Below are 23,421 nucleotides of genomic sequence, written 5' to 3' on the forward strand. Positions count from 1 at the left end.
AGTGGATAAACCCTGATGCGCTTTCCGACCATTCGCGCCGCCGCAATGACCTTGGCGCTGCTGCTGCCTGCGTCCACCCTCGTTGCCCAGGAGCAGCCGGCTGCGCCCGCACCGGCCACCGATCCCGCCGCCCCGGCCCCCGCTCCTGCTGGCGAACCCTCCACTCCCGCCCCCGATCAGGCACCGGACCAGGCCCCAGCGGCCGATCCTGCACCGGGCGGCGAAGAGCCCGCCCCGACCGCCGCTGAAGCCGCCGCCGCTCCGCGCGATCCGCTCCAGGTCTATTCGGACCTCAACCTGTTTGGCGAAATCTTCGACCGTATCCGCGCCGAATATGTCGATCCGCCGGATGAGCAGAAGCTGATCCGCGCCGCCATCCAAGGTATGCTGACTTCGCTGGATCCCCATTCCGGCTATCTGCCGCCGGCCGATTACGACGCCATGCGCGAGGATACTTCGGGCGAATTCGGCGGCCTCGGCATTGAGGTCACCATGGAAGAGGGCGTCATCAAAGTCGTCTCGCCCATCGATGATACTCCCGCCGCCAAGGCCGGCATCCTGTCCAACGACTTGATCGTCAAGCTCGACGACATCGAAGTGCAGGGCATGACGCTCGACGCCGCGGTCGACAAGATGCGCGGCCCGCTCGGCAGCTCCATCAAGGTCACCGTGATGCGCGAAGGCGTGGCGGACCCGATCGATTTCACCTTGCAGCGCGCCACCATCGCCATGCAGGCCGTCAAGTGGTCGATGGAAGGCGATGTCGCCGTGTTGCGCCTGTCGCGCTTCTCCGAACAAGCCTTTGTGGGCATCGAAAAGGCCATCAAGCGCATCTATGCCGATCGCAAGGATGTGCCGCCCAAGGGCATCATTTTGGATCTGCGCAACAATCCGGGCGGTCTGGTCGACCAGGCCGTGTTCGTCTCCGACGCCTTCCTCAAGCAGGGTGCCGTGGTGCTGACTCGCGGCCGCCTGCCGGCCGAAAGTGCCCGCTATGACGCCCAGCCCGATGCGCTCGACGCCTTGATCGCCGATGTGCCGCTGGTGGTGCTGATCAATGGGGGTTCCGCTTCCGCCTCCGAGATCGTCGCCGGTGCCCTGCAGGACCACAAGCGCGCCACCCTCATCGGTAGCCGCTCGTTCGGCAAGGGGAGCGTGCAGTCGATCATCTCGCTCGGCCCCGATGGCGCCATGCGCCTGACCACGGCGCGCTACTACACGCCGAACAACCGCTCGATCCAGGCCCTCGGCATCCAGCCCGATATCGCCATCCAGGAAGTCGTGCCCGCTGAATTCCAGGGCAAGGACACTATCGTTGGCGAAGCCGGGCTTGCCGGCCACATCACCATTGCGGGCCAGGAAGAAACCACGGCTGGCTCCTCGGTCTACGTGGCGCCCGAAAAGGCCGACGATACCCAGTTGCAATATGCCATCCGCCTGATCGACGGCAAGGAGACCGACCCGGCCTTCCCCGCCAAGGGCGACTAAAGCAACGAGCTTTCTGCCGAACTCGCTCCCTCCGCGTCGTCACCACCGGGCCTGTCCCGGTGGTCCAGGGCGCGCGGCAACATGGCTGGATTGCCCGGCCAGCCGGGCAATGACGGCAATCCGGGTTCGGGCGCCCTTGAACCCGCGATGCTCTAAGCCCAAGCCGGTCTGTGTTATGTTTTGAGGGGATGAAGCCGGTGATTCGCCGCCTCTTCCCTTCACTATCTGAACCCCCGTGGGACCCCCAATGGCCAATGATCTCAGCACGCCGCTGACCAGCCGCAAACGCAAACCCAGTTCGGGCAAGCCGCGCAGCTTCCCATTGGCCCGCGTTCTGCTGGGGGTCATCGTTCTGGCGGTCGGCGGCTTCGTGGCGCGCCTGATGCTGGTCGACGATCCCGATGGCGGCCGCCCCACCGAAGAGGTGAGCATCACCTCCACCCGCAACGGCAATGCGCTGGCCAATGATGTCGCCACCGGCCCGGTCACCATCACGGCCGACCCGCAGCAATATCCGGCCGGCGAGGCGCCGCTGACCCCACTGGCGCCCACCGCCTCCACCGGCGATCCCTACGCCGCCCTGCCCGATTTCAGCGAAGAAACCGCCAACGGCCCGATTCCGCGCATCTCCACCACGGGCGAAACCCCGTTCAAGACCTATTCGACGCCGCTCGCCACGCCCCTCGCGCCCGGCAAGCCCGCCATCGCCATCATCGTCACGGGCCTGGGCATCAACGAGCAGGGCTCGCTCGATGCCATCGACCAGCTTCCCCAAGCCGTGACCCTAGCCTTCGCGCCTTATGGCAAGACCCTGCAGTCGACCGTCTCGGCCGCCCGCTCAAGCGGCCATGAAGTGCTGCTCGAAGTCCCGCTCGAACCTTTCGATTATCCGCAGAACGATCCCGGCCCGCAGACCCTGCTCACCGGCGAGCAGCCGCGCGCCAATCTCGACAAGTTGTTCTGGCTGATGGCGCGCTTCGGCGGCTATGTGGGCCTGATCAACAATATGGGCGCGCGCTTCACCGCCTCGGCCGCCGACTTCTCCCCGGTGATGGAGGAATTGGGCTCGCGCGGTCTGGGCTATGTGGACGACGGCTCGTCCAATCGCTCGCTGGCCCCCCAGCTTGCCGCCGGCAACAAGGTGCCGTTTACCCGCGCTGACCTGGTGATCGACACCAATCCGGCCCGCACACCCATACTCGCTGCGCTTGGCAGCCTTGAGGCCAAGGCACTGCAGAATGGTTCAGCTATTGGTATTGTGAGCGCCCTGCCCATATCAGTGCAAAGCGTGGCCGAGTGGTCGCGCGAGCTGGAGGCGAAGGGCATTACGCTCGTCCCCATCAGCGCCCTGATGAAATAGAAAGCCGTTCGCCATGTCCGCACGCCCCGCTCGTGAAGCCTTGCCCTATCGTGATTGCGCGGGGATTGCCGTCTTTAACGCCCAGGGCAATGTGTTCATCGGCCGCCGCAAGTCCGAGGGAAATCCTGAAGCCAGCGCCGAGCATGGCGCGCCCTGGCAAATGCCCCAAGGCGGCATCGACAGGGGCGAGGACCCACTGAAGGCCGCATTGCGCGAGCTACACGAGGAAACCAATATTTCCTCGGTGAGCCTCCTCGCCGAAGCCCCCGAATGGATTTACTACGACCTGCCCGATGACGAGCTGGGCGTCGCCCTCAAGGGCAAGTATCGGGGCCAGCGCCAGCGCTGGTTCGCCTTCGCCTTCACCGGCAATGACAACGAAATCGATGTGCTGACCCCCGGCGGCGGCAAGCACCCCGCCGAATTCGATGCCTGGCGCTGGGAACGCCTCAGCCGCACCCCCGCCCTTATCGTCCCCTTCAAGAAAGACGCCTACGACAAAGTCGTCGCCGCCTTCTCCGACATCCCCCAGCGGTTTACCCACGCCTGAGGCGACGCACTTTCTTCACCTCTCCCTTTGGGGGAGAGGTCGACCCTCTCGGGTCGGGTGAGGGGGCCTTGCTTTGATCTTGGCCGACGATCGCTCATCCAGTAGACCTCATGGTGAGGTGCGCGTGAAACGCGCCTCGAACCACGAAGGTCGTGGTACCTAGGGCGGAACAACCATGAAAACCATCGGCCTCATCGGCGGCATGAGCTGGGAATCCACCGCCCACTATTACCGCGTGCTCAATCATGAAACCGCATCCCGCCTCGGCGGCCTGCACTCGGCCCCGCTCCTGATCCATTCAGTGGACTTCGCCCCCATCGCCGCCATGCAATCGGCCGGTGACTGGGACGGCGCCGGCGCTATCCTCGCCCAAAGCGCCAAGACCCTGGTTGCCGCCGGCGCCGAGATCATCGGCCTCGCCACCAACACCATGCACATCGTCGCCGATACCATCACCGCCGGCCTCGACGCCCCGTTCGTGCACATCGCTGATCCCACCAGCGACGCCCTGCTTGCCGATGGCTTCGACACCGTCGGCCTGCTCGGCACACGCTTCACCATGGAAATGGGCTTTTACCGCGAGCGCCTCTACGCTCGTGGCCTCAAGGTCCTCATTCCGGAGGTCGGCCGCACCAACCTCAACGGTATCATCTACGAAGAACTCTGCCTCGGCATCATCCGCGAGCAATCGCGAACCATCTATATCGACGCCATCGCCCAGCTCGCCGCCCGCGGCGCCCAGGCCGTCATCCTCGGCTGCACCGAAATTGGCATGCTGATCGACGACAGCACCAGCCCCCTGCCGGTCTATGACACCACCGACCTTCACGCCAAAGCCCTGGTGGCGGCGGCGTTGGCTTAGGCGACTTAGCTCGCCATCCGCTTATTGAGAGCCCCGATCTGGTCCCCTCCCCCCTTGAGGGGAGGGTTAGGGTGGGGGGAACTATCCCTAAGAGTGGAGCTTGGCTCAGCGAGGCGCCATTCCCGTGGCGCTCCCCCACCCCGACCCTCCCCTCAAGGGGGAGGGGAAGAAAGTCCTAAGCTGCGCGCCTCATCCGCCCACCCTGGGCATTGCCCAGCTTGAACACATCCACCACCCGATCCAGCTCGACGGCCTGCGCCTCGGTCTGCTCGATCGCCGCATTGGTTTGCTCCACCAGCGCCGCATTATGCTGGGTCATCTCGTCCATGGTGCGCACCGCTACGGTCACTTCCTCGATCGAGGAAGCCTGCTCGCGGCTGGCCCGGGCGATAGCGTCCAGCGCCTGGTGATTGTCGCGCACCGCCGACAGCATCTGCACCAGCTTGCCCGCCGCGTCCGAGACGAGCTTGGAGCCGCCCGCCACTTCCTGCGCGCTCTGTTCGATCAACAGCTTGACGTCCGCCGACGCACTGGCCGCCGATTGCGCCAGCCGCCGCACTTCCACCGCCACCACCGCAAAGCCCTTGCCCGCATCCCCAGCCCGCGCCGCTTCCACCGAGGCGTTCAGCGCCAACAGGTTCGTCTGGAAGGCAATGTCGTCGATCATGCCGATGATGTTGGAAATCTTGCCCGAACTCTGGGTGATCCGCTCCATCGCCTCGGTGGCCTTGGCCATCACCACGCCGCCCTCTTCGGCGGTGCGCGCCGTATTGCCGGCCTGCTTGCTGGCCATTTCGGCCTTGCCGGCATTGTCCATCACCGTGCCCGACAATTGCTCGATCGCCGCCGAAGTCTCCTCGATCGTCGCCGCCTGCTTGGTGGTACGTTCGCTCAAGTCATTGGCCCCCGACAGGATTTCCCCCGTCGCGGTCTTGAGCGCTTCCGAGGTGGTCTTGAGCTGGGTGACGATCTCGGTCAGCCGGTCGGCCACCGCATTGGTGTCGCCCTTGAGCTTGCCGAACGCGCCCTTGTATTCGCCCATCACCCGGCGATCCAGTTCCGCCCGCGCGATCGCGGCCAACACGCCGCTGGTCTCGGCCAGCCCCGTATCCACCGTCGCGACCAGGAGGTTAACCGCCTCGGCCACCGCGCTCAGTTCGCCATCCGCAAAAACCGTTTCCAGCCGCCGCGACAGGTCGCCCGCCGCCGCCGCGCCCACCACTTCGGCGAGACTGCGATTGAGATTGGCCGATTCTGCCGCCCGCTGTGCGTCGAGCCTGGCGCTTGCTTCGGCGCTCGAGGTCAGCTCGGCCCGGCTGCGCAAGGCTTCGGCAAACACCCTGAGCGCCCCGGCCATCGCGCCGATCTCGTCGATCGCCTGCTTGTCATTCGCTGTGACCGACAGGTCACCCTCGACCAGCCGGCCCATGCTTGCCGTCATGCCCACCAGCGGCCGGGTCACGAACTTGCCGCTCAGCAGCACCAGCATCAGCACCAGCAGCCCGATCAGCCCGGCACCCACCCAACTGGTGACGCTCGACAGCAATCCCACCGCACTGGCGGCCACGGTGGCACGGGCATTGTCCCCTTCGATCGTATCGGACACATCCGACATGCCGGTTTCCAGCGTTCCAAACGCCGCCTCGAAGGCCGGAAGTTGCGCCTCGGCATCGGCGACCTTGCCGGCACTGGCCAGCCCCACCAGCGTTTCGGCACTGGTGATATAGCCATCCAGTGGCACCGCAATGGCGTCGAGCGCGCTGCGAATATCGGCCGGCAGGTCAAGATCGCCCTGCGCATCGATGGCGGTGTGGAAGGCCTGCGAATATTCGGTCAATTCGCTCGTCGTCTCGGCCGCCATGGCCGTATCGGCAGCCAGTGCCGCATAGAGCGAGCGATAGACCACGCCCCGCATCGCGTCATGCATCATGTCGGCGGTCATCTGCTCGCGCATCGACACCATTAGCACCGAGGACGCCTCGCCCGCCTTGACGAAGGCATTGCCCACGTAAAAGCTCGAACCCGACATCAGCGCGCCAGTCAGCAAGACCGCGCCCGACAGGCACGCAACCATCGTTGCAAATTTCATGTCGCAGCTACCTCTATTGCTGGCAGCCCGAAGTGAAATTCAGGCCTTGCGAATAATGTACAGCGCGGAACTTAATGAAGTCGTAACCATACTTACTCGACCCGCCAGTCTCACGCGGCGCGACGGTTGGCCCGGCGTGCCTCATTGCGGCCGATCGCCGGCGCCTCTTCCAGCATGAACACATCGACGATGCGATCCAGCTCGCTGGCCTGCGCCTCGGTCTGTTCGATGGCCGCATTGGTTTCTTCCACCAACGCGGCATTATGCTGGGTCATCTCGTCCATCAGCCGCACCGCGATCGCCACTTCCTCGATCGCCGAGGCCTGCGCTTTGCTGGCCGCCGCAATATCGAGCAGCAGCGCATTGTTTTCGCGCACCGCGCCCTGCATTGCCGAAAGCTTGTCGGCCGCTTCCGCCACCAGCTTGCTGCCGCCCGCCACTTCGGTGGCCGAAATTTCGATCAATGCCTTGATCTCGGCCGAAGCGCCCGCCGCCGATTGCGCCAGCCGCCGCACTTCCACCGCCACTACGGCAAAACCCTTGCCGGCATCTCCTGCCCGCGCCGCTTCCACCGAAGCGTTGAGCGCCAACAGGTTGGTCTGGAACGCGATGTCGTCGATCAGCCCGATAATGTTGGAAATCTTGCCCGAGGACTGCGTGATCCGCTCCATCGCATGGGTGGCGCGGCCCATCACGGCCCCGCCATCTTCGGCGGCCCGCGAGACCATGTCGGCTTTGGTGCTCGCCGACGCCGCCTTGACGGCATTCTCGTTGACCGTGCCGGCCAGTTGCTCGACCGCCGCCGATGTCTCTTCGATGGTCGCTGCCTGCCGGGTGGTGCGTTCGCTCAGATCGTTGGCGCCCGCCAGGATTTCCCCGGTTGCGGTCTTCAGCGATCTCGAAGTCTGCCGCAATTGCCCGACGATATCGGTCAATTGTTCGCCCACCTTGTTGGTGCTGTCGCGCAGCGCGCCGAACGCTCCATGGTAGTCGCCCTGCATGCGCACGCTCAGATTGGTATCGGCCAGCGCCGACAAGACCGCCTGCGTCTCGTCCAGCCCGCGCTCGACCGTCGCCACCAGGTTGTTGACGCTGCTGGCCAGCAGGTTCAGCTCGTCATCGGGAAAATCGGCCATCACCCGCTGACTGAAATCGCCCGCCACAGCCGCGTCGACCACCTGGCCAAACGCCACCAGCAGCGAGCCCATCATGTCGGTGCGCTCGCCCTGCGCCCGTGCCTGCCGTGCCTGCTCGGCGCTGTTCATTTCGGCAACCTTGAGCCCGTTGTCGCGGAACACCGCAACGGCCCGCGCCATCTCACCCAGCTCATCCTGCCGCCCGGTGCCCGGTACCGTATCGACATCGGCCGGATCGGCCGCGATAGCGCTCGCCGTATGCACCAGCTTGCGCAGCGGTCCGGTAATGCCACCCCGCACGAAGGCATAGAGCCCAACCACCAGCAGCGCCATCAACCCCAGGCTGATCGCCGCATTGTTCAGCGCCGACTGGCTCTGGCGCGCCAAGGCCTCGCTCATGTCCCAGACGAACACCGCCGTGCCCACAATGGCCTTGTCCGGCCCGAAATGCGCCGGCACAGCCACGAATGTCATCGCGCCGGTGGTCATGTTCTGCACCGCGTCGGCGCCATTGGCGGTCTTGGCCAGGGCCGCCATGTTGGCCGCATAGGTCTCGGAGCCTTCGGTGGCGACGATCTGCTTCCCCTGCAGATCGAAACTGGCGCCGGCGGCGAATTGATCGCCCAGCAGATTCTTCAGCCCCGCATAGGTCGCCGTAATGGTCTCCGGCTTGCCAAAACGAATACCACCCGCCAGTTGCTCGGTGCTGGCCCCGGCGACGATCACATTGGCCCGCTCCAGTTCACCGCGCAGCAAGGCGCTGTTCTGGGTGCTCGATAGCCAGATATTGGCGCCCGCCCCCATCACCATGGTCAATATGACCAGACCGACGATCTTCTGGGTCAGCGAAATCTTCAGCGCCATGATGGCCTCAATTCGGGGAATAGGGCCGGCGCCTGAACGCCGGCCGGTTTATTACAAAGCAGAGACGTCGACGCCGACGGTGATCGCACCGATGACGGCACCCGTCGCGGGGTCGGAGATCGGCACGCTCACCTGGCTCTGGAACACTTGGGTGCTCTCGTCCTGCTCGACGTCGCCGAGATTGACCGCACCGGCGCCGGCACCAAAACTCTTGGTGAACTTGTCCTCGTCGCCCTGCCAATAGTCGGACGTCAGCGTGCTTTGCGCGACATTGAGCCCCTTGGCGTCCATGGCGAAGATTTCAGTATATTTACCCGCCGAGGCGTCCTGCACGCCCTTGAGATATTGCGAGGCGGCATTGCCCAGCGTCGCGTCGATCAGCGGCTTGCTGGCGGCGCCCACTTCGGCCTTCCACTGCGCGTCGAGCGCATCGATCTTGGCCTGGTCATAGCTGGCCGTAACCGCATTCTGCGCCACGATAGCGGCGACCAGCGCCGGGTCCGATGCGAGGGCCTTGATGTCGCCATTGGCCAGCGCGGTCAGCGGCGCGGTGAATTCATCGGCCTGGGCCGGCACAGCCAGCGTTAAGGCCAGCGCGACGCCGGCCATGCTCTTCAATACAACGGAAAAATGCACGTGTGCCCCCTGAGCAATCTCTGCCCAGGGCGATGCGGTAAACTGCCCTGGACTTGGGCAAATCATCCATTTTTAGCGTAAAGACTCGGTGAAGACCCGTAAGTAGCGCCCACAGAGCGGCGCAAACCGTTCACAGTACTCGAAAGAATTTACGCGACGCGGCGCGCCCCTACCCCACTATTGCGCCTTTGCTCGATGGCTGGCGCCACTTCGTCGAGCGTAAACACCGCCACGATCCGATCCAGCGTCGTTGCCTGCGTCTCGGTCTGCTCGATTGCCGCATTGGTTTGCTCAACCAGCGCCGCATTGTGCTGGGTCATTTCGTCCAGCGTATTGACCGCCACCGCGACCTCGCCGATCGCCGCAGCCTGCTCCTGGTTCTCGCGCACCATGGTGTCCATCATCGCCGTATTGGCGCGGGTGCGCTCCAGCATGGCCTGCAGCCGTCCGGCCGCGTCGGCGACCAGCTTGGAGCCCTTGGTGACCTCGGTCGCCGATTGTTCGATGAGCCGTTTCACGTCGGCCGAGGCGCTGGCCGCCGATTGCGCCAGCCGCCGCACTTCCACCGCCACCACCGCAAAGCCCTTGCCCGCATCACCCGCCCGGGCCGCCTCGACCGAGGCATTAAGCGCCAACAGATTGGTCTGGAACGCGATATCGTCGATCAGCCCGATAATGTTGGAAATCTTGGCCGACGAGGCTTCGATCCCGCTCATCGCCGCATTGGCCTTTTCCATCACCTCACCGCCCTCCTGGGCCGTGCGCGCGACCACGCCCGCATCGGTGCTGGCCTGCTGGGCCAGCTTGGCATTGCGGGCCACGGTCTGCGCCAGTTGCTCCATCGCCGCCGCGGTCTCCTCGATGGTCGCCGCCTGCCGCGTCGTCCGCTCACTGAGGTCATTGGCGCCCGACAGGATTTCGCCCGTTGCGGTCTTGAGCGACCGCGAAGTCGCCTTGATCTGGCCCACCACCGCGCCGAATTTGTCGACCGTATCGTTGAGCGCCGTGCGCAGGCCCTCGAATTCCGGCTGGAATGCAGTCTCGATCCGCGCCGTCAGGTCGCCCTCCGCCAGCTTCTCGAGCCCCGCCCCAACCGCCGCCACCGCCTGCTTGCGGGCCGTCACGTCGATGGCGAACTGCACCACCTTGTAGGGCGCCCCGTCGGTGCCCATGATCGGATTGAACGTGCTCTGGATCCACACCTCGTCGCCGTTCCGCGTCCGCCGGCGATATTCGCCGCTCTTGAAGGCGCCCGCCGCAAGCTCGCGCCAGAATTGCTGATAGCCGTGAGAGCTCGGATCGGCATCGAACAGGAATAGCGCGTTGGATTGCCCCCGCACCTCGGCGCCGCTATAGCCCACCAGCTTCAGGAAATTCTCGTTTGCGCTCAGCACCTCGCCGCTCAGGCTGAATTCCACCACCATCTGGGACATCGAAATGGCACTGAGCTGGCCCGCATGGTCGGCCGCGCGCTCCAGGTGCTGGTCGGTCTCAGCGCCCAGTTCGGCCACCCGCAGCGTATTGTCGCGGAACACCTCCACCGCCCGCGCCATGGTGCCGATTTCATTGCGCCGCTCGGTATAGGGCACCACGGTATCGAGGTCCCCCGCCGCAATCGCATTCATCACGCCCGACAGTTTCGGGATCGGGCGGGTCAGTTGCCGCGACAGCAGCAGGCCCAGCGCCCCGATGATCACCAGCGCCCCGCCGCCCACCATGGCCAGCATGCTCAGCGTCGTCCCAACCACCGCTTCGATCGGGCCGCGCGCCACCGCCACTTCCAGCGCCCCGATCACCGTGCCGTCCGCCATGCGGATCGGCTGGTGCAGGGTGTAATAGTCCACGCCGTTGAGCATGGTCTCCCCGCGCACCGGCGTGCCCGCCATCATCGCCTCGTAAAGGCCGTCACCCGCCACGATCGGCGCATCCAGCAGGCGCTCACCCGCAGCATCGAGGAGACTGGTGGTGCCAACAATAAAGTCGGGGCCCACTTCGGGATTGTACACGTAGATCGCCGCCTGCTGCGCCGTGGTGCGCGCAATGGTGTCGATCACGTCGTGGGTGCGGAAGCGCGGCATCGAGCGCATCTGCAGTTCGGCCACATTGCCGGCCTCGTCGGCTACAACGTCGAGGCTGGGCAGGTTGACCTGCAGGATTGCCGCCGTGATACGGGTCGCCGCCGCCACTTCCTTATCGGCATCGTCGCGCGCCGAGCCGGACAGGGTTATGAACACGCCCAGGGATACCGCCAGGATGGCGATGGCGATCGAACCCACCGCCATGGCGGCGATGGCGAAGGTCAGCCTTATATTGCCAAACACGCGTCCGAATAGCTTGCCCATGCCCAAAGCCCCACTTGGCCGCCATGTCCACCATGCCAGCGCGTCCACACTTGGGCGTCAGAGTGCGCACAAATCCTTAAGCAGGGGTTTATGTCGTGATAATTTCATAGGCTGCCCAATGACTTGCCTATTTGTTGGGCGGATTGTTCAAACTTGGTCGCGCAATCTCGCGCCAGCATAGTTCCAGCTACAAAAAAGCCGCCCCTTTTCGGAGCGGCCGTCTATCGCAGGGTGTGCCGAGTTTCAGGTCAGGCCGAGTCGAGACCGGCGGTTATCGAGAACTGGAGCGGAGCCACCTGAAAATCAATACACCCTAATGCACGTGGGCGCCGTTGAGCTGCCCCGCTTCGATGGCGAGGTTCAGCAAGCCGCTGACCACGTCTTGAGCATATGACTTGTCTTCGAACGACTGCGCCTGGGCCAACTGCTCTTCGGCCGATTTGATTTCGGCAGCCAGTTCGGCATGGTCGAACTCGGCATAGGGCGAAGCCTCTTCGGCCAGAATGGTCAACCCGTCGGGCGAGACATCGGCAAATCCACCGCGCACGAAATAGATCTCGTCGCGCCCGCCCTCACGATTGACCGTGATGAAGCCCGGCTTCAGCGTCGTCATGAACGGCGCATGGTCGTTCATCACCGTGAAATAGCCCTCGGTACCCGGGACCGTGACCGAGATCACGACTTCTGACAGCACCAGCCGCTCGGGCGACACGATCTCGATCTTGAGGCCTTCAGCCATTCACTCGGTCCTTTAGCAAGAAATCCAGCATGCTGGCTGGCCCGCCGCGAACGGCGGGCCGATTGGCGACAAATCAAGCGGCCTGCGCGGCCAGCTTCTGGGCCTTCTTGACCGCATCTTCGATGGTGCCGACCATGTAGAAGGCGCCTTCTGGGAGGTGGTCATATTCACCGTTCACCAGGCCCTTGAAGCCCTTGACGGTGTCTTCGAGCGACACGAACACGCCCGGAGTACCGGTGAAAACTTCAGCAACGTCAAAGGGCTGGCTCATGAAGCGCTCGATCTTGCGGGCGCGGGCCACGGTCACCTTGTCCTCTTCGGAAAGCTCGTCCATGCCCAAAATCGCGATGATGTCCTGCAGCGCCTTATACTTCTGCAGCACTTCCTGCACGCTACGGGCCACGCGGTAATGCTCTTCACCAACCACCAACGGATCCAGAATACGCGAGTTGGACGCCAGCGGATCAACCGCCGGATAAATTCCCTTTTCCGAAATCGCACGGTTCAGCACGGTCACGGCGTCAAAGTGGGCGAACGAGGTCGCCGGTGCCGGATCGGTCAAATCGTCGGCGGGCACGTACACGGCCTGCACCGAAGTGATCGAGCCCTTGTTCGTGGTGGTGATGCGTTCCTGCATCGCGCCCATGTCGGTGGCCAGCGTCGGCTGGTAACCCACGGCGGACGGGATACGACCCAGCAGAGCCGACATTTCGGCGCCGGCCTGGGTGAAGCGGAAAATGTTGTCCACGAAGAACAGCACGTCCTGGCCCTGGTCGCGGAAGTTTTCCGCAACGGTCAGGCCGGTCAGCGCCACGCGGGCACGCGCGCCAGGGGGCTCGTTCATCTGGCCGAACACGAGGGCGCACTTGGAGCCGGCGGCCGAGCCACCGTTCTCATGGGGGTCCTTGTTCACGCCCGATTCGATCATTTCGTGATAGAGATCGTTGCCTTCGCGGGTGCGTTCACCCACGCCAGCGAACACCGAATAACCACCGTGCGCCTTGGCGACGTTGTTGATCAGTTCCTGGATCAGCACGGTCTTGCCCACGCCGGCGCCGCCCATCAGGCCGATCTTGCCGCCACGAGCGTAAGGAGCGATCAGGTCCACGACCTTGATGCCGGTGACCAGAACCTGGCTTTCCGGGTTCTGCTCAGCGAATGACGGCGCGTCCTGGTGGATTTCGCGCCTGTCGGTTTCGCCGATCGGGCCGGCTTCGTCGATCGGCTCGCCGATGACGTTCATGATACGGCCCAGGGTTGCTTCACCAACCGGCACCATGATGGCAGTGCCCAGATCGGTCACTTCGGCGCCGCGCACGAGGCCTTCGGTGGTGTCCATGGCAATGGTGCGCACGGTGTTTTCACCCAGGTGCTGCGCCACTTCAAGAACCAGGCGCTGGCCATTATTGGTGGTTTCAAGTGCATTGAGAATCGCGGGCAGGTGGTCGTCGAAAGTGACGTCGACGACGGCGCCGATGACCTGCGATACGCGACCGGCTCTTTTGTCTGCCATTTGTTCGTCCTCGCTTGAGAGTTAGAGCGCGTCCGCGCCCGAATGAGAGTTAGAGCGCTTCCGCGCCGGCAATGATTTCGATCAGCTCGGTGGTGATCTTGGCCTGGCGCTGACGGTTGTAGCTCAGCTGCAACTGGCCGATCATTTCGCCGGCGTTCCGGGTGGCATTGTCCATTGCGGACATCTGCGCGCCGTAGAACGAAGCGCTGTTTTCCAGCAGCGCCCGCAGAATCTGCACCGAGATATTGCGCGGCAGCAGGTCTTCGACGATCGCCTCTTCGCTCGGCTCGTATTCGTAGGGGATCGCAGCGGCCGCAGCCTCGCCTTCGCCCTTGGCCGGCAGCTTTGCCGGAATGATCTGCAGCGCCGTCGGCACCTGGCTGATCACCGACTGGAAGCGGGCAAAGAACAGCGTCGCCACGTCGAATTCGCCGGCATTGAACATTGCCAACACTTTTTCCGCGACCTGGCTGGCCTGGGCGAACCCGACCTGCTTGATCTCGCGGAAATTGAAGGTGTCGACGATATTGTCCGGATATTGCCGGCGCAGGATTTCGTGGCCCTTGCGGCCCACGGTCAGCATCTTGACCGTCTTGCCCTGGCCGATCAGCTTGGCCGCATGCTCGCGCGCCAGACGGGCGATCGAGGAATTGAAGCCGCCGGCGAGGCCACGCTCGCCGGTTGCCACGATCAGCAGGTGCACCTGGTCCTTGCCATTGCCGCCCAGCAGTACCGGGGCATTGGCCTGGCCATCATAGACCGCGCCAAGCGCCGCCAGCACCTTTTCCATGCGCTCGGCATAGGGGCGCGCAGCCTGGGCCGCATCCTGGGCACGGCGCAGCTTAGCCGCCGCAACCATCTGCATGGCCTTGGTGATCTTCTGCGTCGACTTGACCGAGTCGATTCGGTTCTTGAGGTCCTTCAGCGAAGCCATGGGGCCCCTGCTCCTTATGTGGCCTTCGGAGCGTGACCGGCAAAAGTGGAGACCACTTCTGCCGTGCGATCACGCGACGACGAACTAAGCCGCGTAGCTCTTCTTGACTTCGTCGAGCGCAGCCTTGAGCTGGGCGCGACTGTCATCGGACAGCGCCTTTTCGGTCGCGATCGTGCCGAGCAGTGCAGCATACTTGCCGCGCAGCGCCGACAACACCGACTTCTCGAAATCCGCGACCTTGTTGACCGGCAGGCTGTCGAGATAGCCATTGGCGCCGGCAAAGATCACCGCGACCTGCTCTTCCATCTTGAGCGGGCTGAACTGAGGCTGCTTGAGCAGCTCGGTCAGGCGCGCACCACGATTGAGCAGACGCTGGGTCGAAGCATCGAGATCGGAACCGAACTGGGCGAAGGCGGCCATTTCGCGATACTGCGAAAGTTCGCCCTTGAGCGAGCCGGCAACCTGCTTCATCGCCTTGACCTGAGCGGACGAGCCCACGCGGCTCACCGACAGACCGACGTTCACCGCAGGACGGATGCCCTGGAAGAACAGGTTGGTCTCGAGGAAGATCTGGCCGTCGGTGATCGAAATCACGTTGGTCGGGATATAGGCCGACACGTCGTTGGCCTGGGTCTCAATCACCGGCAGAGCAGTCAGCGAGCCCGAACCGTGAGCTTCGTTCAGCTTGGCGGCGCGTTCCAGCAGGCGCGAATGCAGGTAGAACACGTCGCCCGGATAGGCTTCGCGACCCGGCGGACGACGCAGCAGCAGGCTCATCTGGCGGTAGGCAACGGCCTGCTTGGTCAGATCGTCATAGGCGATCACGGCATGCATGCCATTGTCGCGGAAGAACTCGCCAATGGCGCAGCCGGTAAACGGCGCAATGTACTGGAGCGGTGCCGGATCGGATGCGGTTGCGGCGATGACGACCGAATACTGCAGCGCGCCGGCTTCTTCGAGCTGGCGCACGAACTGCGCCACGGTCGAACGCTTCTGGCCGATAGCCACGTAGATGCAATACAGCTTGTCGGTTTCCGACGCGTTGGCGTCGTGGGCCGGCTTCTGGTTGAGGAAGGTGTCGAGAATGATCGCCGACTTGCCGGTCTGACGGTCACCAATGATCAGCTCACGCTGGCCACGGCCGACGGGGATCAGCGCATCGATGGCCTTGAGGCCAGTCGACATCGGCTCATGCACCGACTTGCGCGGCAGGATGCCCGGCGCCTTGACGTCGACGCGACGGCGTTCGGTGTGCTCGATCGGGCCCTTGCCATCGATCGGATTGCCGAGACCGTCGACGACGCGACCGAGCAGGCCCTTGCCGACTGGAGTATCCACGATCGAGCCGGTGCGCTTGACGACGTCACCTTCCTTGATCGAACGGTCATTGCCGAAGATCACGACGCCGACATTGTCGGTTTCCAGGTTCAGCGCCATGCCCTTGATGCCGCCCGGGAACTCGACGAGCTCACCGGCCTGCACCTTGTCCAGGCCATAGACGCGGGCGATACCGTCACCGACGCTGAGCACCTGACCGACTTCGGAAACCTGGGCTTCCTGGCCGAAATTCTTGATCTGGTCCTTGAGGATCGCAGAAATTTCCGCGGCTTTGATGTCCATTATCCGACCTCTTTCATGGCGATCTTCATCGCAGCGAGTTTTGTCTTGAGGGAGCTGTCGATCATCTGGCTGCCGACCTTCACCTGAAGGCCGCCAATCAAGGAGGAATCGACGAATTGGTTGAGCGTGACGGTCTTGCCGATCTTGGCCTTGAGCGTCTCGGCCAGGTCCGCGACCTGCGCGCCGGTCAGCGGCGTCGCCGAAGTCACGTCGGCGGTCACTTCGCCACGCGCCTTGGCGGCGAGTTCGCGGAAGCCCACGATGATCTGATCGAGTGCGAACAGGCGTCCGTTCTTGGCGACCAGCTTGAGAAAATTTGCCACCAGAGAGTTGGTCGTGGCCTTGGCGAGCAGCGCACCGAGCGCGTCTGCCTTGGCATCGCCGGTGATCACCGGCGAGCGCAGGAAGCGGGCGAAATCGTCGCTCTCCCCGATCAGCCGGGAAATATCGGACAGCGACGTCTCGACGGACGCCAACTGGTTCTCGCTCTCAGCGAGATCGAACAGCGCCGACGCGTAAGGTCGTGCGATCTGCACAAGCACTGAATTCTGCGCTGCCAATGCCGCATCACCCTCTTGGTTGCCGCCTGCCTCTTCGTCCAAAACTCGAAGGAATCCAGGCGGTCGCTGACACTTGTTGTTTTTATGAGAAAGAGGCCGTCTGGAGACCCCTTCAAAGTCGCGCCCGCTCTAACACGAGCATCGCGCGGCTTGCAAGGCTTGGGGGCGAGATTCAGGCGCGGTGAAAGTGTCGCAGGGGCGCGTAGCGACGAACTCGGCTTATGCCTGCTTCCTGGCACGCTTGAGGCTATCGGCTAAAACCGCATTCATCCGCGTCTGCCAACCTGGCCCATCTGCCTTAAATCCAGCCACCACGTCGGGATCGAGCCGCAAGCTTACAGACACCTTTGGCGACTCCGACTTCGGCCGACCCGGCATAGATAGGCCACGTTCGGCAAAGAATTGCGCTGCAGGGATGGACCGGCGCATCGCCTCTTCAGTCAATTCAGGATTTTCCTCGTCGGGAACGCCGTAAATGCGCTTGTCACTGTTCACTTTTGTCATAGCGCGAATACTCCTTGCTGTTGAATGGCCGAATGCTGATCACGCGCGTCGTTGGCCCACGCAACGTGAAGACGATTGAATAGCCCTGGCCGTCTAAAGCGTAGCCGCGTGCCAGAAAGCGATCCTCTCCATACTCGGCACGGTCATCGCGCTCGATCAAGGCGCCGCTCCAGTCGAAGCTGATGGCCAGCGTAAAGTCGACGCCATGCTTTGCTCTGTTCGACGCGTTCTTGGCTTCGTCCCATTCGAATTCCATCGAACCCCCTCGATGTAGTATCAAGCAACAGGCAAGTCAATTTCTGTATATACACAAACTACATAAAGCTCATCGGATCGATATCCACCTGCACGCGCAGGTTGCCGGTCACCTTCTCCGCCGATCCCAGCCAGAACCGGACGTAGCCGGACAAATCGAAATCCTTGCCGCTCTGCGCCAGCAGCCGCACCCGGTGGCGGCCGCGCACCATGGCCACCGGCGCGTCGGCCGGCCCGAACAGCTTTACTCCATCCGCCATCGGCGCCGCCGATAGCAGCTTCTTGGCAAACCCCATCGCCGCATCATGCTCGTTGGCCGAAACGATCAGCGCCGCCAGCCGCCCGAATGGCGGCAAGCCGCCAGCCTCGCGCGCCACTAGTTCATGGGCATAAAACGCCTCGCGGTCCCCGCTGACCATCGCCTTCATCACTGGATGGTCGGGATGATAGGTCTGCAAAAATGCCTTGCCGGTGCGTGAGGCCCGCCCGGCGCGCCCCGCCACCTGAGTCAAAATCTGGAACGTCTTTTCCGCTGCGCGCGGATCGCCATGCGCCAGTCCCAGATCGGCATCGAGCACGCCGACCACGCTCAGCTTTTCGAAATGGTGCCCCTTACTAACCAGTTGGGTGCCGATGATCAGGTCGAACTCGCCCTTTTCTATTTCCGAGAATCGATCGCGCAATTGCGCATTGCTGCCCATGTCCGAGGACAGGATCACCCGCCGCGCATCGGGGAACCGCGCCGCGGCTTCCTCGGCGACCCGCTCGATCCCCGGCCCCACCGCAGTCAGCGTATCGGCCTCGCCGCACTTGCCACACACCTTTGGCGTGCGCACTTCGTGCCCGCAATGATGGCACATCAACACGCCGCGAAAGCGGTGCTCCACCATCCAGGCCGAACAATCGGGGCACTGATACTGGTGCCCACAGGCCCGGCACAGCGTCAGCGGCGCATAACCGCGCCGGTTGAGGAACAGCAGCGCCTGTTCGCCCCGCTCGATCGCCGAAAACACTTCGCGCGCCAGTTGCGGAGCAATCCATTGCCCCTTTTCCGGCCCATCCACCCGCATGTCGATGGTGGTGATATTGGGCATGGCCGCCTCGGCGAAGCGCGAGGTCAGCAGCACATGCGCGTAGCGCCCCACATTGGCATTGTTGCGCGTCTCCACCGACGGCGTTGCCGACGACAGGATCACCCGTGCGTTGGCCAGGTGCGCGCGCACCACCGCCATATCGCGCGCGTGGTAATTGACGCCCTCGGCCTGCTTGTAGGCGCCGTCATGCTCCTCATCGAGCACCAGCATGCCCAGTTCGCGAAACGGCAGGAACAGCGCCGAGCGCGCGCCCACCACTGCCCGCACCGTGCCGTCCAGCACGCCGCGCCAGACCTTGCCGCGCTGCACCGGCGTCATGTCCGAATGCCACTCGGCCGGGCGCGTGCCGAACCGCTTGGTGAAACGCTCAAGGAAGGTATGCGTCAACGCGATTTCCGGCAGCAGGATAAGCGCCTGCCGCCCGGCCCGCAAAGTATCGGCCACCGCCTCGAAAAACACCTCGGTCTTGCCGCCCCCCGTCACCCCATCAAGCAGCGCCACGCCGAACGCATGCGGATCGAGCGCCGTGATCTGTTCCAGCGCCGCCTGCTGCTCCGCGTTCAGCGTGGCGATTGCGCTATCCGGATCTGGCGGCAACACGATCGGCGGCGGCGCCATTTCCAGCCGCTCCACCGCACCGGCCCGTTCCAGCCCTTCAATCACCGAGACCGAAACCCCCGCTGCCCCGATCAGTGCAGGTTTGGGCCAGGCCTGATCGTCATTGAGCACGTCGAGCACCCGCAACCGCGCCGGGGTCAGTTTGTCGGGCTCGAACCCGGTCCGGCGAAACGCCACCACCGGTTTGGGCGTGTCCAGCGCCTCGCTTGAGCGCAGCACCGCCCGCAACACCTGCCCCGGCGGCGCCAGCGTATAGCGCGCCACCCATTCCACCAGCTTCAGCAATTCCTCGCTGAGCGGTGGCACCTCATAGGCATAGCCAATGTCCTTGAGCCGGTTATGGGCAAAATTGTCCTTGGGCGGCCCCCAGACCACGCCCAGCGTCAGTCGCGGCCCCAGGGGCACCGCGACGATCGAGCCGCGCGTCACCGCCATGCCGGCCGGCACGCGATAGGAATACGGCCCCTCGACCGCCACCCCCACCATCACCGCAACAATGTCCGGACGATCCAGCATTAGTACCCGCTTTGTTCACTGCGCAAACATAGGGATTGCGCAGTGATTCTGCGAGCCGCCCCTACATCACCACCAGGGTCGAGCCGGTTTTCACCGAATCGGCCAGGTGGATGACGTCCTGCTGCAGCAGGCGCACACACCCGCTCGACACGGCCTTGCCGATGCTGGTCTCATCGGGATTGCCGTGGATGCGATAGATGGTATCGACCTGGCCCTGGTGGATATACATCGCGCGTGCGCCCAGCGGATTGCCGATGCCTGGCTCCATTCCGTGGCGGTATTGTTCCAGCTCCGGCTGGCGATCGATCATTTCGGATGGCGGCGTCCAGGTTGGCCACTTCTTCTTGTAGGCGATATGGGCGCGCCCGGCCCACGCAAAGCCATCGCGGCCGATGCCGACGCCGTAGCGCGTTGCCATCCCGGCCTCGCCCACATGATAGAGGAAGCGGTTGGCGGTATCGACCACCACCGTGCCTGGCTTTTCGCCGGTCGGATCGACAACCTGCTGGCGCCAATAGAGCGGATCGACCAGCGTCATATCTGCGGCGCGCAGCGCATAGCCCTCGTCTTCAAGCGGACCGTACATCATCTGCACATCGGGTGGCACCGCGTGACGCGGCGGTTCGGCGGCCACGACCAGGCGTTGCGGCGTGGTTGTGGCGCAACCTGCCATAGCCAGGGCCGAAAGGCTGGCAGCGCTCGCCAGAAACTGGCGGCGGCCAAGAGAAACATTGATCATGTGAATACTCGGATGAGCGGCCAGGGGCCGCGAAAAAAGGAAAATGGTGAACTGACTTGCGGCTCAGCCCAGCCTGGGCGGCGGCAATTCCGCCTCTGGCGTCGCGGCCGTCAGCGGAGGCACCATGGCCCGTGCGAGGTGGTGGCCGATCGATGGCCGCACGGTCGAAACTGTCGTCACCATAACGCCCAGGTCAGGATGACAGGGCAACAGGCGCTTGCCCCCCACAAGGTGGCACCCTACCACGATCCGTTGCGACGCCGATTCGGACACTGCGCTATCGCTGGGAATTGACGTCCATATCGGTCCACGCACGCCCGCGCCCAGCGAAACACTGGGTGCGCTCAGGGCAACCAGTGCCATGATCAGGGCCAAAATGCTGAGGAAACGCGTCATGCTTCCCCTGTATCGCGCGCCTCTGCCCCATGAAAGGTCTGTCACGCCGCCGTGTAGCCGCCTGGGCGCATCCCGGCGCGCAGTGGTGCAAATTGGCTACAGAAAGCACCCGTGCCAAGGAAACGAGAGCTAGTTTTCGCCGCAATGCTCGGCCCCGCAGACCTGCTGACAGGCTCTGACAGCAGCAGGGCGCATGCTCATTCTCCAAGCAAAGGAGGATGTCATGACCGCCATGACCGATCGTCTGCCAGCCCACAACGACCTCGTCGTCATCGCCGAACGCGCCAGCCTTTACCAACTGCTGCTCTCAGCCCTGCGCTACCAGCGCAAGCCCCAGCCCCTGCCAACTTGGCTCTATGCCGATCTGGGCCTGCAACCGAGCCGGGATCGGGAGTTTGTGCCCCGAGGGCGGTGAAGGGCGGCCTAGAAGCTGCCCTTCAGGCCCGCGGTGACGTCGATGGTGCGCAGGTCCAGCCCGCCGCTATTGCTGCCGTAAAACAGGACCGCGCCAGTGCCGGTGTCGCGCACATCGCTGGTGGCCTTTGTGGTGAAGACCTGACTATAGCGCGCCGCCACGAACAGCTGCGACGTGGGACCCAGATCGAAAGCCGCATTGGCGCCGATTGCCAGCGTCGGGGCAACATAGAGAGCATCGGAAAACCGCAGGTCGCGCTGCCAATGCTCATCGGTGGAGCGGCCGAACACCGTCACCCCGGCACGCAACATACCGCCCAAATGCAGACTGCCACTGTCCATCTGCCCGTCGACGCCCGCAAACACCGAGGGCAATTGTTGGCGATAGGTGACTACCGGCCCCGCCGGAATATTGAAGCCGTTGTTACGAAACCCGCCCGTGCTGTAGAGCGCGCTGCCGCCGGACGCCGTCCATTGCACATCGCTATATTGCAGCCCGCCATTGAGATTGATCGAGCCGGCCTCGCTCCGCACGAGATCGTAGCCCAAATCCGCGCTGCCGCTGGCGAAATAATCCAGTTGCGTATCGGGATGCTGGCTGCGATCGGTCCAGTCATCCGGCCCGTTGCCCGGCACGAAGGGACCGGCGCCGTCATAGTCCTGCCAGTCATAGTCCTCCATGTAGGAACTGCCCGATAGCGCCAGCGCCCCCTCGGCCTTGAGGGTAAATCCGCCGCCAAGCTGCACATCGGCGCCACTGCGCAAGACTGGCGCCGTGCTTTGCCAGGTCAACTGGCTCAGCGTGTGATTGCCGTCGAACACGAATTCATTGGCCTGCAGGCTCATGGCGCCGACGCTGGCCGAAAAGACCACGCGCTCATCCAGCGCATCGTTGCCGATATCCTGCGCCCCCGCGGGAGCGCAGCCGAGCAATAGCGTCAGCCCGACGCCACATCGCCATGATGATCGCAACATTATGGGCATTGGTGCTCCACGGTCCCTTACCTCGTGTATAAAGCCATTGTGGCGTTAAACAACGCTTTACCACCTGCGCCGAGACTGTTGGCCATGGCCGATTCTGCCTTCGCCACCGATGAAACCGTTCGCGCCCAGATCAATCTGTGGCAGCGCGACCTCGGCTCGGTGCGCCGCCTCGCTGACAATACGCTCGAAGCCTATAGCCGCGATCTCGATCAGTTCCTGACCTTCCTTTGCGCCCACACCGGGGGCCCGGTAACCCTGACAACGTTTCGCGAGCTGCGCGGCGCCGACATTCGCGCCTTCATGGCCCAGCGTCGCAATGACAGTCTGGGCTCGCGCTCACTGGCGCGGGTGCTGTCCGCGCTCAAATCCTTTTTCCGCTACCTTGAGCGTGAAGGCGTCGTCACCACCGAAGCGCTCAACATCATCCGCACCCCCAAGCTTGCCCGCTCGCTGCCCAAGGCCCTGACCGTGATCGAGGCGCGCAGCGCCATCACCACAACGGGTGAAATGGAGGAACGCCCTTGGGTCGCCGCTCGCGACATGGCGGTGCTCTCGCTGTGTTACGGCGCGGGCCTGCGTATTTCCGAGGCGCTCGCCATCACCCGCGGCGATCTTGAGGACACAGCGCTGCGCGTTACCGGCAAGGGCGGCAAAATCCGCCTCGTGCCGTTGATCGACGCTGTTCGCCGCTCTATCGATACCTATCTGGAAATCTGCCCGTTCAAGCTCTGGCCTGAAGAGCCGCTGTTTCGCGGCATCAAGGGCGGCGTGCTGTCGCCCCGCCTGATCCAGCTTCGTGTTGTTCAATTGCGCGGCGCCCTCGGCCTGCCGCCTTCGGCCACCCCGCATGCGCTGCGCCATTCCTTCGCCACCCATCTGCTCAGCCGGGGCGGCGACCTGCGTGCCATTCAGGAACTGCTCGGCCACGCCTCGCTTTCCACCACCCAGATTTATACCGCCGTCGATACCGACCGCCTGCTCGACAGCTACCGCAAGGCTCATCCCCGCGGCTGAATTGATTAGCATCCTATTGGCTTTACAGCCGCCCGCCCGCAATGCTACCAACTTGCCATGCACTCGTCCGCCAATCTCCTCCTTACGATCTGGCTTTCTGGCACCCTTCGGGCCCGGACCGAGCGCTGACGACCTAAGCGACTTCATGTTCACCGGCCCGCCTTCGTGGCGCTCCGGTGTGCTACAGGCGGGTC

Annotated in this window: 21 protein-coding genes; 6 read left to right on the plus strand and 15 right to left on the minus strand. The window is 63.8% G+C overall.

Annotation, left to right across the window (positions count from 1 at the left end; genetic code table 11):
• The first annotated feature begins 15 nt into the window (after positions 1-15).
• The 4 genes from JWP26_RS19600 to JWP26_RS19615 all read left to right on the plus strand — a co-directional run bounded on the left by JWP26_RS19600 (position 16) and on the right by JWP26_RS19615 (position 4,260).
• On the plus strand, positions 16-1,488 hold the full coding sequence (locus tag JWP26_RS19600; protein ID WP_299731828.1) for a S41 family peptidase: 1,473 nt from the start codon (positions 16-18) through the stop codon (positions 1,486-1,488).
• Between the two features lie 247 nt (positions 1,489-1,735).
• The gene (locus JWP26_RS19605) at positions 1,736-2,848 is read left to right on the plus strand and encodes a divergent polysaccharide deacetylase family protein (RefSeq protein ID WP_299731831.1); all 1,113 of its coding nucleotides are present in this window, start codon (positions 1,736-1,738) and stop codon (positions 2,846-2,848) included.
• Between the two features lie 13 nt (positions 2,849-2,861).
• Positions 2,862-3,398 (plus strand): RNA pyrophosphohydrolase, encoded by a 537-nt coding sequence (locus JWP26_RS19610; protein WP_299731834.1) that lies wholly within the window; start codon positions 2,862-2,864, stop codon positions 3,396-3,398.
• A gap of 175 nt (positions 3,399-3,573) precedes the next feature.
• On the plus strand, positions 3,574-4,260 hold the full coding sequence (locus JWP26_RS19615) for an aspartate/glutamate racemase family protein (protein WP_299731837.1): 687 nt from the start codon (positions 3,574-3,576) through the stop codon (positions 4,258-4,260).
• A gap of 175 nt (positions 4,261-4,435) precedes the next feature.
• Here the strand turns inward: JWP26_RS19615 and JWP26_RS19620 are convergent, their stop codons facing one another.
• The 14 genes from JWP26_RS19620 to JWP26_RS19685 form a co-directional block, all read right to left on the minus strand.
• Positions 4,436-6,349 carry a methyl-accepting chemotaxis protein gene (locus tag JWP26_RS19620; RefSeq protein WP_299731840.1) on the minus strand — a complete coding sequence of 638 codons (1,914 nt, stop codon included), beginning with the start codon at positions 6,347-6,349 and terminating at the stop codon, positions 4,436-4,438.
• 110 nt (positions 6,350-6,459) lie between these two features.
• The gene (locus tag JWP26_RS19625; RefSeq protein ID WP_299731842.1) at positions 6,460-8,349 is read right to left on the minus strand and encodes a methyl-accepting chemotaxis protein; all 1,890 of its coding nucleotides are present in this window, start codon (positions 8,347-8,349) and stop codon (positions 6,460-6,462) included.
• 51 nt (positions 8,350-8,400) lie between these two features.
• The gene (locus tag JWP26_RS19630; protein ID WP_299731845.1) at positions 8,401-8,985 is read right to left on the minus strand and encodes a hypothetical protein; all 585 of its coding nucleotides are present in this window, start codon (positions 8,983-8,985) and stop codon (positions 8,401-8,403) included.
• A gap of 149 nt (positions 8,986-9,134) precedes the next feature.
• Positions 9,135-11,327 (minus strand): methyl-accepting chemotaxis protein, encoded by a 2,193-nt coding sequence (locus JWP26_RS19635; protein ID WP_299731848.1) that lies wholly within the window; start codon positions 11,325-11,327, stop codon positions 9,135-9,137.
• 313 nt (positions 11,328-11,640) lie between these two features.
• The gene (locus JWP26_RS19640) at positions 11,641-12,066 is read right to left on the minus strand and encodes a F0F1 ATP synthase subunit epsilon (RefSeq protein WP_299731851.1); all 426 of its coding nucleotides are present in this window, start codon (positions 12,064-12,066) and stop codon (positions 11,641-11,643) included.
• 73 nt (positions 12,067-12,139) lie between these two features.
• The gene (gene atpD, locus JWP26_RS19645; protein ID WP_299731854.1) at positions 12,140-13,579 is read right to left on the minus strand and encodes a F0F1 ATP synthase subunit beta; all 1,440 of its coding nucleotides are present in this window, start codon (positions 13,577-13,579) and stop codon (positions 12,140-12,142) included.
• Between the two features lie 49 nt (positions 13,580-13,628).
• Positions 13,629-14,513, minus strand: coding sequence for a F0F1 ATP synthase subunit gamma (locus tag JWP26_RS19650; protein WP_299731857.1), 885 nt, complete (start codon positions 14,511-14,513; stop codon positions 13,629-13,631).
• Positions 14,514-14,597: 84 nt separating this feature from the next.
• Positions 14,598-16,133, minus strand: a complete 1,536-nt coding sequence (gene atpA, locus JWP26_RS19655; RefSeq protein WP_299731860.1) for a F0F1 ATP synthase subunit alpha — start codon at positions 16,131-16,133, stop codon at positions 14,598-14,600.
• Positions 16,133-16,735 carry a F0F1 ATP synthase subunit delta gene (locus tag JWP26_RS19660; protein WP_299731863.1) on the minus strand — a complete coding sequence of 201 codons (603 nt, stop codon included), beginning with the start codon at positions 16,733-16,735 and terminating at the stop codon, positions 16,133-16,135. The genes atpA and JWP26_RS19660 overlap by 1 nt, the downstream gene beginning before the upstream one ends.
• A 177-nt stretch (positions 16,736-16,912) precedes the next feature.
• On the minus strand, positions 16,913-17,197 hold the full coding sequence (locus JWP26_RS19665) for a BrnA antitoxin family protein (RefSeq protein ID WP_299731866.1): 285 nt from the start codon (positions 17,195-17,197) through the stop codon (positions 16,913-16,915).
• On the minus strand, positions 17,178-17,453 hold the full coding sequence (locus tag JWP26_RS19670; RefSeq protein ID WP_299731869.1) for a BrnT family toxin: 276 nt from the start codon (positions 17,451-17,453) through the stop codon (positions 17,178-17,180). The genes JWP26_RS19665 and JWP26_RS19670 overlap by 20 nt, the downstream gene beginning before the upstream one ends.
• A 58-nt stretch (positions 17,454-17,511) precedes the next feature.
• Positions 17,512-19,680, minus strand: a complete 2,169-nt coding sequence (locus JWP26_RS19675) for a primosomal protein N' (protein WP_299731872.1) — start codon at positions 19,678-19,680, stop codon at positions 17,512-17,514.
• Between the two features lie 61 nt (positions 19,681-19,741).
• Positions 19,742-20,419 carry a L,D-transpeptidase gene (locus tag JWP26_RS19680; RefSeq protein ID WP_299731875.1) on the minus strand — a complete coding sequence of 226 codons (678 nt, stop codon included), beginning with the start codon at positions 20,417-20,419 and terminating at the stop codon, positions 19,742-19,744.
• 63 nt (positions 20,420-20,482) lie between these two features.
• Positions 20,483-20,815, minus strand: coding sequence for a hypothetical protein (locus JWP26_RS19685; RefSeq protein ID WP_299731878.1), 333 nt, complete (start codon positions 20,813-20,815; stop codon positions 20,483-20,485).
• A 223-nt stretch (positions 20,816-21,038) separates the two neighbouring features.
• On the opposite strand from JWP26_RS19685, the gene JWP26_RS19690 reads away from it, so the two are divergent.
• A complete protein-coding gene (locus tag JWP26_RS19690; protein WP_299731881.1) occupies positions 21,039-21,230 on the plus strand; it encodes a hypothetical protein in 192 nt (63 codons plus the stop codon).
• Between the two features lie 8 nt (positions 21,231-21,238).
• Here the strand turns inward: JWP26_RS19690 and JWP26_RS19695 are convergent, their stop codons facing one another.
• A complete protein-coding gene (locus tag JWP26_RS19695; RefSeq protein ID WP_299731884.1) occupies positions 21,239-22,213 on the minus strand; it encodes an omptin family outer membrane protease in 975 nt (324 codons plus the stop codon).
• An 84-nt stretch (positions 22,214-22,297) separates the two neighbouring features.
• Between JWP26_RS19695 and JWP26_RS19700 the strand changes: the two genes are divergently transcribed.
• Positions 22,298-23,227: a tyrosine recombinase XerC gene (locus JWP26_RS19700; RefSeq protein WP_299731887.1), complete on the plus strand. Its 930-nt coding sequence runs from the start codon at positions 22,298-22,300 to the stop codon at positions 23,225-23,227.
• The last annotated feature ends 194 nt before the right edge of the window (positions 23,228-23,421 follow it).

Source organism: Devosia sp. (assembly GCF_028290435.1).
GTDB lineage: Bacteria > Pseudomonadota > Alphaproteobacteria > Rhizobiales > Devosiaceae > Devosia.

What these genes read in the sequence shown, in the direction of transcription:
- atpA (WP_299731860.1), bottom strand. Translation starts at nt 16,133, where the DNA reads ATGGACATCAAAGCCGCGGAAATTTCTGCGATCCTCAAGGACCAGATC.
- JWP26_RS19605 (WP_299731831.1), top strand. Translation starts at nt 1,736, where the DNA reads ATGGCCAATGATCTCAGCACGCCGCTGACCAGCCGCAAACGCAAACCC.
- JWP26_RS19685 (WP_299731878.1), bottom strand. Translation starts at nt 20,815, where the DNA reads ATGACGCGTTTCCTCAGCATTTTGGCCCTGATCATGGCACTGGTTGCC.
- JWP26_RS19695 (WP_299731884.1), bottom strand. Translation starts at nt 22,213, where the DNA reads ATGCCCATAATGTTGCGATCATCATGGCGATGTGGCGTCGGGCTGACG.
- JWP26_RS19635 (WP_299731848.1), bottom strand. Translation starts at nt 11,327, where the DNA reads ATGGGCAAGCTATTCGGACGCGTGTTTGGCAATATAAGGCTGACCTTC.
- JWP26_RS19680 (WP_299731875.1), bottom strand. Translation starts at nt 20,419, where the DNA reads ATGATCAATGTTTCTCTTGGCCGCCGCCAGTTTCTGGCGAGCGCTGCC.
- JWP26_RS19670 (WP_299731869.1), bottom strand. Translation starts at nt 17,453, where the DNA reads ATGGAATTCGAATGGGACGAAGCCAAGAACGCGTCGAACAGAGCAAAG.
- JWP26_RS19675 (WP_299731872.1), bottom strand. Translation starts at nt 19,680, where the DNA reads ATGCTGGATCGTCCGGACATTGTTGCGGTGATGGTGGGGGTGGCGGTC.
- JWP26_RS19610 (WP_299731834.1), top strand. Translation starts at nt 2,862, where the DNA reads ATGTCCGCACGCCCCGCTCGTGAAGCCTTGCCCTATCGTGATTGCGCG.
- JWP26_RS19665 (WP_299731866.1), bottom strand. Translation starts at nt 17,197, where the DNA reads ATGACAAAAGTGAACAGTGACAAGCGCATTTACGGCGTTCCCGACGAG.
- JWP26_RS19640 (WP_299731851.1), bottom strand. Translation starts at nt 12,066, where the DNA reads ATGGCTGAAGGCCTCAAGATCGAGATCGTGTCGCCCGAGCGGCTGGTG.
- JWP26_RS19625 (WP_299731842.1), bottom strand. Translation starts at nt 8,349, where the DNA reads ATGGCGCTGAAGATTTCGCTGACCCAGAAGATCGTCGGTCTGGTCATA.
- JWP26_RS19690 (WP_299731881.1), top strand. Translation starts at nt 21,039, where the DNA reads ATGACCGCCATGACCGATCGTCTGCCAGCCCACAACGACCTCGTCGTC.
- JWP26_RS19700 (WP_299731887.1), top strand. Translation starts at nt 22,298, where the DNA reads ATGGCCGATTCTGCCTTCGCCACCGATGAAACCGTTCGCGCCCAGATC.
- JWP26_RS19650 (WP_299731857.1), bottom strand. Translation starts at nt 14,513, where the DNA reads ATGGCTTCGCTGAAGGACCTCAAGAACCGAATCGACTCGGTCAAGTCG.
- JWP26_RS19600 (WP_299731828.1), top strand. Translation starts at nt 16, where the DNA reads ATGCGCTTTCCGACCATTCGCGCCGCCGCAATGACCTTGGCGCTGCTG.
- JWP26_RS19620 (WP_299731840.1), bottom strand. Translation starts at nt 6,349, where the DNA reads ATGAAATTTGCAACGATGGTTGCGTGCCTGTCGGGCGCGGTCTTGCTG.
- JWP26_RS19615 (WP_299731837.1), top strand. Translation starts at nt 3,574, where the DNA reads ATGAAAACCATCGGCCTCATCGGCGGCATGAGCTGGGAATCCACCGCC.
- atpD (WP_299731854.1), bottom strand. Translation starts at nt 13,579, where the DNA reads ATGGCAGACAAAAGAGCCGGTCGCGTATCGCAGGTCATCGGCGCCGTC.